We start from the raw sequence: 7,864 nt of genomic DNA, 5'->3' as shown, positions 1-7,864 counted from the left end.
GCTCTGCGTAGACGATGTCTACGCAGAGCAACACACCCCGCGTGCATACGTTCGCCCCCCGGGCGACACGCCGCGCGACACGCGCGCCGTCGACCGGCCACGGCTCGATCAACCGGACCCGGCGGCCCGAGAGGCTCGGCGCCGGATCCCGCTCCCGGTGTCGCTCGGCTCCGGGGCGTCCGTGTCCGCCTCAGGCGTGCCGAGGCACGCTCACGAGACCGTCCAGCGCTGGTTGTCCCCGGCGTGGCAGCCGTACACGATCGCGGGCGTGCCGTTGTCGACCGCCCCGCCGGACACGTCCAGGCACAGCCCCGTCGCGACGTTGCGTACGGTGCCGTCGGCCTGCGGCGTCCACTGCTGGTTCGCCCCGCCGTTGCACGTCCGGATCTGTGCGGGGGTGCCCTGCGCCCCGGCGCTCGGGTCGTCCAGGCACATGGTGTCCAGCACGCGCAGCTCCCCGGCGGCGGACGTCGTCCAGAGCTGCGCCGCCGACCCGTTGCAGTCGTAGATCTGCAGCGCCGCGCCGTCCGCGGCCACGCCGCCGGGCACGTCCAGGCACCGGCCGGAGGCCACGCTCTGCAGCGTCACGGGCACCGGGGCCGGCGGGGGCGTCGGGGTGGGCGACGGTGACGGGCTCGCCGGGGCGCTGACCGGCTCGGCGTCGCTCGGCTCGCTGGGGCTCGGCACCGCGGCGCTCGGCGACGCCGAGGCCTGCCCGGCCGCGTCCGCGCCGGACACGTCCCGCGTCATCACCCACACCGTGCCCCCTACCGCGCCGAGCGCGAGCACGACGGCGAGCACCCACGCGAGCACGCCGAACGGAGTGCGCCGCGGCGTCGTGACCTGGTCGTACACCCTCGTGCTCCCTTCGGTGCCCTGCCGGCCCGTGCTCCGCGCCGCACCCTACTCGGTCCCGGCCGCCCGCCGGGTGCAGGATCGGAGGATGGCCGCCTACCCGAAGCACACCAGCCGGCACCCGATCAGCTCGAGCGGGCCCCGACCAGCCGACCCCGCCGCCCAGCGCTCGTACGTCGTGACCGGCGGCGCCCAGGGCGTGGGCCGGGCCATCGCCGAGCGCCTGGCCGCCGTCGGCCCCGTCGTCGTCCTCGACGTCGCCCCGGCCCTGGACCGGGACCACCCGGGCGTGACGCTGGTCAGCGGCGACGCGGCCGACCCCGACGTAGCCCGACGTGCCGCCGACGCCGCGGAGGCGCTGGCCCCGCTGGCCGGCTGGGTCAACAACGCCGCGATCTTCCGGGACGCGCCGATCACCGCGCCGCCGTCCGACGTGCTCGGCCTGATCACCGCGAACCTCGCGCTCGCGGTGACGGGCTGCCACACCGCCGTCGGGCACCTGCTGGCGTACGGGCGGCCCGGCGCGATCGTCAACGTCTCGTCCCACCAGGCACAACGGCCGGTGCGCGGCGCCCTGCCCTACGCCACGGCCAAGGGCGCGGTCGAGGCCCTGACCCGGGCCCTCGCCGTCGACCACGGGCCGCACGGCATCCGTACCAACGCGGTGGCGCTCGGGTCGGTCGCGACCGCGCGCCACGAGGCCTACCGGGCCGAGCACCCCGGCGTGGACGCGCAGATGGCCGCCCTGCACCCGCTGGGCCGCGTCGGCACGGGCGCGGAGGTCGCCGAGGCGGTCGCGTTCCTGCTCTCGGACGCCGCCGCCTTCGTCAACGGCGCCGTGCTGCCCGTGGACGGCGGACGCGCGGCGCAGGGGGCCGATCCGGAGGCCACCTGACGCCGCGCGCCGTCGAGCAGGAGACCGTCAGCCGATCTCCTTCCACGGTCCGTGCCGGTCGCCCGGCGCCTGGTTGCGGGTCCACCACCTGGCCTCGTAGGTCGTGCCGTCGTGCTCCACGACGTCGCCGGTGTCGAAGATCCGCGACGCCGTCCAGACCGCGGTGCCGTCCCAGGCCTCGGCGATCTGCTGCCACGGCCCGTACGCCGACGCGCCGGGCTTCTGGTTCTGCGTCCACCACGAGGCCTGCCACAGCGAGCCGTCGTACGCGACCAGGTCACCGGCCGTGTAGATGGCCTTCGCGGCCCAGGTGTCCGCCGCGGGCTCGGTCAGCACGCCCGGCTGCGCGGTCACGCGCAGGTGGTCCAGGTTGATGTTGCCCGTGTCGGTGGCGGTGTGGTGCAGCAGGATCTCGTGCCGCCCGGCCGCCAGCGTGAACCGCACGCCGGGGGAGTAGTCCCAGATGCGCCACCGGTCCGCGCCCTGGCCCAGGTTCGGGAACGAGACCGGCTGCGCCTTGCCGCCGTCGACGGCGACGGAGAGCTGCCGGTCGAGCGGCGCGACGACCATGCCGTTGGCGTACCGGAACGACACCTCGACCGTGGTGGGCGCCGCGGCCTCGTAGGTGAACCGCACGCCCGCGCCGGCCTTGGACAGGTCCCGGACGAACCCGGTCCCCGTGTAGCCGGGGTGTTCGGCGTTGGTGCGCGCGCCGCCCAGCAGCGTGGCCGTCTCGGCCTCGCTCACCTGCTCGGCGTGCTGGGCCTCGACGGCGGCCAGCAGCCGCGCCAGGGCCTGCGCGTCGCCCTCGGCCGTCTCGACCTCGCGAGCCAGCTCGCCCAGCGCCTCGTCCATCGCGTCCGCGTCACCGGAACGGGCATGCCGGACCGCCTCGGCGGCCGGCTCCCGCAGCGCGACGGCGGTCCCGGCGTCGATCGCCGCCGCGTCCTCGGCGTCCCGGATCAGCGCGAGGATGCCGAACAGCCCGGCCGAACTGCCGAGGTACGGCGTCACCATCGCGTCAATCCGGTCGGCGACCCGCGGCGGCACCGCCTCGACGGAGGAGGTGAGCACCGCGTGCCGCACGGCCTGCATCGCCCGGCGGACGGCGGGGAAGTCGTCCCCGCGGCCCGCCTCCAGCGCCGCCTCGGCCCGCTGGGTCAGCAGCGCGGCCCGGGCCGGGTCAAGGTTGCGGGCCTCGTCCTCCAGCAGGTCGGTCAGGGTCTCGTCCGGCCGCGGCAGGAGAGCCACGGACACCGGCTCGCCGGCGGTCCCGTCGGGCCCGACGACGCTCAGCGAGTTCGCCGCGCGGTAGTCGACGTCGTCGGCCGCGACGTCGAAGGTGAACGTCCGGGAGGCGCCGCCGCCCACCCGGCCCGCGGCGCCGTCCACGGTCTCGCCGTCGACGGCGATCCGGGCCTGCGCCGCCGTGGTGCCGTCGTTGCGGACGGTCGCGGTGACCGTCACGGTCCCGGCCGTCGGGTCGTAGTCGACCTCGGGCGCCGCCTCCAGCGTGAACGCCGGCGGCGCGTACTCGGTCAGGTCCGCCAGGTCCTCCGGCGTCGCGGGCCGCAGCTTCACGGCCTGCCCGCCGCCGCCGACCATGGAGGCCGCGATCGTGTCGGTCGGGTCCACCAGCGAGTGCGTCACCTCGACGGCGGTCGGGTTGCCCTTCCAGGACGCGTTCCCGGCGTCGGCGTAGACGTCGGCCACGTAGGTGGTGCCCTCGTCGAGGAACTCCAGCGGGACCTGGACGGTGCGGTCGTTCTCGTCGGTGACCGACCCGAGGTACCAGGTGCTGCCGCTGCGGCGCGCCGTCACCGTGTGGTCGCCGAGGACGGCGTCGAGCACGTGGGACTCGTCCCAGACGGTCGGCATGGCCTTGAGGTACTCGAAGGCCTCGGCGTGCTCCGCGTAGTTCTCCGGGGTGTCGGCCAGCATCTGCAGCGGGCTGGAGAACGTCGGGTAGAGCGCGAGCTGCGCCGTCGTCGTGGTCTGCACGCGGGTCTTGAGGTTCGCCGGGTCCCAGGTGACGGCCAGGACGCCGGGTGTGTAGTCGGCAGGGCCGCCCATCCAGCGGGTGAACGGCAGGATCGTGGCCTGCTCGGGCGGGTTGCCGCTCGCGCCCATGTAGTTGTGCTGCTCCATGCCCGCCACGCCCTCGCCCGTCATCATGTTCGGGTAGGTGCGCGACAGCCCGGTCGGCTTGATGGCCTCGTGCGCGTTGATCGAGATCTCGTGCCGGGCCGCGGACTCGATGACCCGCTGGTAGTGCTTGACCGCCTCCTGGTCGTAGTGGCTGCGGTTGACGCCGCCCAGCTCGAACCGCGTGGCGTACCCGGTCTTCAGGGCGTGGATGCCCCACTCCTGGTACTGGTCGAAGATCTCGTCCATGTGCGCGTCGTAGTAGTCGACGTAGCCGCGCGTCTCGTTGTGCGCCATGAAGCCGACGCCGTTCTCCTTGGCGTAGGCCAGCACCTCGTCGATGTCGACGTCGGCCTGGGGCGTGACGAAGTCCTGTCCCTTCCACTCGCCGCCCGCGTTCTGGTTCCAGCCCTCGGCCAGCACGTACTTGGCCCCGGCCTCGACGGCGAGGTCCACGTATTCCTTGATGCGCGCGGTGGTGGCGCCGTGCTTCGGCCCGGCGTTCCACGTCGTGTCGCGGCGCTGCAGCTCCCACCACACCCCGACGTACGTGCCGGGGTCGATCCAGTCGGTGGTGTCCGCGGCGCCGTCGTCGTCGGAGTCGACGTCGCAGATGGCGCACGGGGCGTTCAGGTTCTCGATGAGGTGCGACGCCGCGAGGTCGCCGGCGGTCCGGCCCACGGTGAGCGTGCGCCAGGGCGTGGCGAAGCCGTCCGCGTCGACGTCGATCACGGCCTTGTCGCCGTTCGGCAGCGCGATCAGGTCCGAGACGAGCGTGCCCGGCGTCGTGCCGCGGACCACCGTCATGCTCGGGAAGTCGATCAGGGCCGCCTCGTGCACCGCCAGGAACAGGCCGTCGTCCCGGGACATCGTGATGGGCGTCTGCGCGGAGGCGACGTCGGGCAGCGGCTGCGTGCGGTAGTGCTGCTCGTCCGCGCTCCAGCGCGTGCCCGCCGGGATGGAGTACGCCGTCAGGTCGGCGGGCAGCGCGAACTGCGTGGACTCGCCGGACACGACCACGCCGTCGCCCAGCCCGTCCTGCTCGGGGAAGACGTACCGGAAGCCGACGCCGTCGTCGAACACCCGGAAGACCACGTCCAGCTCGACGCCCGACGCCTCGTGCACGGCGTGCACCGTGAGCTCGCCCGCGTGGTTGCGCACCCGGGCGTCGTTGCCCCAGGCCGGGGTCCAGGTCTCGTCGACGACGTCCCGCTCGGTGGAGGTGACGGTCAGACCCTCGGTCAGGTCCACCGCGGGCTCGCGCAGCGTGAGCCCCAGGCCCGACGGCGCGACGACGGTGGTGGTCCCGTCCCGCACGACCCCGTACGTCAGGGTCCCGTCGACGACGTCGACCGTGGTCTCGATCGACCGGTCCGGCGAGGACACGGTCCAGCCGTCGAGCGCCGCGGTCTCCTGCGCGGCCGCCGGGGCGGCGGCGGTGGTAGCCGCGGTGGCAGTGGCGGCGGTGGCGGCGGTCGCGGGGACGAGCAGGGCCACCACCGTGGCGGCCGCGGTCAGCGCCGACCCGCCTCCCCGTCGATGGTGCGGCCGTTCGGCCTGGGCGCGCGTGGGTGGTCTCACTGTTCTCTCCCGGACGTCGGTGTCGGTGCCGGCTCGGCGTTTGCCTCGATGCAGACGGAGCCTGCCGTGAGTTTTTCGGCGCGGGGGTCCGGTGTCAAGGTGCCGTCGGCGCCCGACTTTCGGCACAGGGCGAAACCTGTGGGTCCACCGCCGCTTTTCACCTACCTTCGGGGCACCCCGGGGCAAGGGGCCCTGGGCCGAGGGAGGGCTGATCGTGCACACCACCACATGGATCCTCGCGTTCGACGCCTCGTGCTGCCAGTGCCGGCAGGTGGCCGAACAGGTCGAGCGCGCCGGCGACGGCCGCCTCGACGTCCGGCCCCTGGAACGCCCGGAGGTCCGCGCCTGGCGGGAGCAGGTGTTCGGCCCGGAGCCCCCGCACGCCCCCACCCTGATCAAGGTGCCCGACGACGGCGCCGTGCGCGCCTGGACCGGGCCCGTCATGGTGGCCCGCACCGCCGCCCGGCTCGGCCCCCGCCTGAGCCTGCGCCTGCTCGGCGCCCTCGGCGCGCTGCGCCGGGGCGGGGAGGCCGCCGAGCGCGACGGGCTCGGGCGCGCGCAGTTCCTGCGCCTGGCCCTCGTCGGCGCCGGAGCCCTCGTGCTCGGCGGCGGGCAGCCCGCCGTCGCGGCGGCACCCAGCGCGGCCCAGCGCTGGGTCCAGGCCAACCGGCACGCGCTGCCCCAGGACTACACCGCCTTCGCCGCGCACGACGTCGCCCACCGCCGCGCCATCTACGCCGAGTCCACGGCCGCCACGCGCAGCGAGCTGTGGACCGCGCAGCTCGTGCGCTACCGCGACGCCCACGGCGACCTGTCCGCCGCGCGCCGCGCCGTCGTCGACCGCGCCCTCCGGATCGCGGGCGACCAGAACGTCTTCACCGGACGGGTGCGGCCCGGCACCGCGCTCGCCGAGGAGCTCACCACCCTGACCGACGACGCCGTCGCCGCGTTCGGCGTCGACGAGGGGCGCGCGCTGCTCGCCTCCCTCGGCCCGGAGCCGGGCTCGCGGTCCGGCTCGGGCGAGCAGGGCGCGGCCGCCGTCGACTGCGGGTGCAACCTCTACTACGGCGTGTGGTGCAGCAACTACTGCTACGGCTGCACCGACTGCCCCTGCCCGGAGTGCACCTGCTCCGACTCCGGCTGCGGCACCTTCTGGGTCCACGAGTGCAACGGCGTCTGCCGGTAGGACCTCAGGCGACCTCCCGCACCCACGTGTCGCCCTCCGGGCGGAAGCCCACGCCGCGCAGGTACGCCTGCTCACCCTGCGCGGCGTGCGGCACCACCACCCGGTCGAACCCCTTGGCCGCGAAGATCCCGCTGCGCCGGTACACGAACTCGCCGGGCGTCAGGTCGCGGAACCGCATGGACACCCAGTCGAGCTCGACGACGCCCGCGCCGTCCCCGGCGTCGCGCACCTCCACCACACCCACCGTCTCGTCGCCGCGCTGCACCAGGAACGCCGACCGCTCCTCGCCCGGCTCCGGCTGCGCCACGAACCCCGGCGCGAAGGTCGCGATGTCCGCCGCGTGCGTGCGCAGCACGTGCAGCAGGTACGCGTCGTCCGGCGCCACCTCCACCACCTCGTAGACGGCGGCGTCGTGGCGCTCGCGGGTCAGGCGGCGCAGCCAGTAGATGTTGATGAGGCTGATCGCGGCGTTCATCGCGAAGAACGGCCAGATCCCGAGGATCGCGTTGTACGTGGTCGCGATCAGGGAGCCGGTCAGGTTGAGCCAGCGGAAGCGGAACACCCGCGCCTGCGTCAGCGACAGCACGACGAGCGCGGAGCCGACCCAGCCGGCGATCTCTAGCCAGGGGAACATGCCCTGACTCTAGGCGGGCAGGGGCGCCGCGGCCGCCCGCGCCCGCGCCTCACCACGACCAGCCGCGGGAGCTGAGCTCCAGCTCCTCCCGCAGCCGCTCGTCCGCGGCCGAGCGTTCGCTCGCACGCAGCGGGTCGGCGTCGGTGGGCAGCTCGGCGAGGCGGCACGCCTCGCGCAGCAGGGCGTCGTAGGCGTTCTGCACCGCGAACCAGTGGTGGGCGCGGGCGTACAGTCCGGGGTCCTCCTCGACCTTGCGCAGCTCGGCCGCGAGCTGCCCGAGGCGAGCCTGCAGCCGCAGGGTCACCAGCGGGTCGGGCGCGGGCTTCGGGCGCGTCAGGAACGACCAGACCATGGGTGGCACCGCCACGTCGTCGTCGCGGAAGGGGTACCCCTCCAGCGTAGGTCCGCGGGACCGCCACGGCTATCCCGCTGGGCGACCCGGATGTTCCCCGCGAACACGCCGATCCACCCGCCCCCAGGAGGACGGGTGAATCGGCTAGACTCTCCGCAGACTTCCGGCGCGAGAGTGCCGGCGGGATCCGAATGAGACAGCGGATCTGCACCTGCT

Annotated in this window: 6 protein-coding genes; 2 read left to right on the top strand and 4 right to left on the bottom strand. The window is 74.5% G+C overall.

Translation table 11 applies throughout. From position 1 onward, the window contains the following. Positions 1–210: 210 nt before the first annotated feature. Positions 211–855 carry a ricin-type beta-trefoil lectin domain protein gene (locus tag ACFU5G_RS27810; protein ID WP_377251980.1) on the bottom strand — a complete coding sequence of 215 codons (645 nt, stop codon included), beginning with the start codon at positions 853–855 and terminating at the stop codon, positions 211–213. An 88-nt stretch (positions 856–943) separates the two neighbouring features. Between ACFU5G_RS27810 and ACFU5G_RS27805 the strand changes: the two genes are divergently transcribed. Next, positions 944–1,750 carry an SDR family NAD(P)-dependent oxidoreductase gene (locus tag ACFU5G_RS27805; RefSeq protein ID WP_377251978.1) on the top strand — a complete coding sequence of 269 codons (807 nt, stop codon included), beginning with the start codon at positions 944–946 and terminating at the stop codon, positions 1,748–1,750. Between the two features lie 27 nt (positions 1,751–1,777). On the opposite strand, the gene ACFU5G_RS27800 is transcribed toward ACFU5G_RS27805, so the two are convergent. Further along, positions 1,778–5,476, bottom strand: a complete 3,699-nt coding sequence (locus tag ACFU5G_RS27800) for a glycoside hydrolase family 97 catalytic domain-containing protein (protein ID WP_377251976.1) — start codon at positions 5,474–5,476, stop codon at positions 1,778–1,780. Between the two features lie 214 nt (positions 5,477–5,690). Between ACFU5G_RS27800 and ACFU5G_RS27795 the strand changes: the two genes are divergently transcribed. Then, complete coding sequence (locus tag ACFU5G_RS27795; RefSeq protein ID WP_377251974.1) at positions 5,691–6,662, top strand: bacteriocin fulvocin C-related protein; 972 nt, start codon at positions 5,691–5,693, stop codon at positions 6,660–6,662. A 4-nt stretch (positions 6,663–6,666) separates the two neighbouring features. On the opposite strand, the gene ACFU5G_RS27790 is transcribed toward ACFU5G_RS27795, so the two are convergent. Together ACFU5G_RS27790 and ACFU5G_RS27785 are read right to left on the bottom strand one after the other, a co-directional pair. After that, a complete protein-coding gene (locus ACFU5G_RS27790) occupies positions 6,667–7,296 on the bottom strand; it encodes a hypothetical protein (RefSeq protein WP_377251972.1) in 630 nt (209 codons plus the stop codon). A 49-nt stretch (positions 7,297–7,345) separates the two neighbouring features. Beyond that, complete coding sequence (locus tag ACFU5G_RS27785; protein ID WP_377251970.1) at positions 7,346–7,648, bottom strand: hypothetical protein; 303 nt, start codon at positions 7,646–7,648, stop codon at positions 7,346–7,348. Between the last annotated feature and the right edge of the window lie 216 nt (positions 7,649–7,864).

Source organism: Promicromonospora sp. NPDC057488 (assembly GCF_042802395.1).
Lineage (GTDB): Bacteria > Actinomycetota > Actinomycetes > Actinomycetales > Cellulomonadaceae > Promicromonospora.
Note: the sequence above shows the minus strand (reverse complement) of the source record. Positions and strands in the feature narration are given on the sequence as shown.

What these genes read in the sequence shown, in the direction of transcription:
- ACFU5G_RS27785 (WP_377251970.1), bottom strand. Translation starts at nt 7,648, where the DNA reads ATGGTCTGGTCGTTCCTGACGCGCCCGAAGCCCGCGCCCGACCCGCTG.
- ACFU5G_RS27805 (WP_377251978.1), top strand. Translation starts at nt 944, where the DNA reads ATGGCCGCCTACCCGAAGCACACCAGCCGGCACCCGATCAGCTCGAGC.
- ACFU5G_RS27790 (WP_377251972.1), bottom strand. Translation starts at nt 7,296, where the DNA reads ATGTTCCCCTGGCTAGAGATCGCCGGCTGGGTCGGCTCCGCGCTCGTC.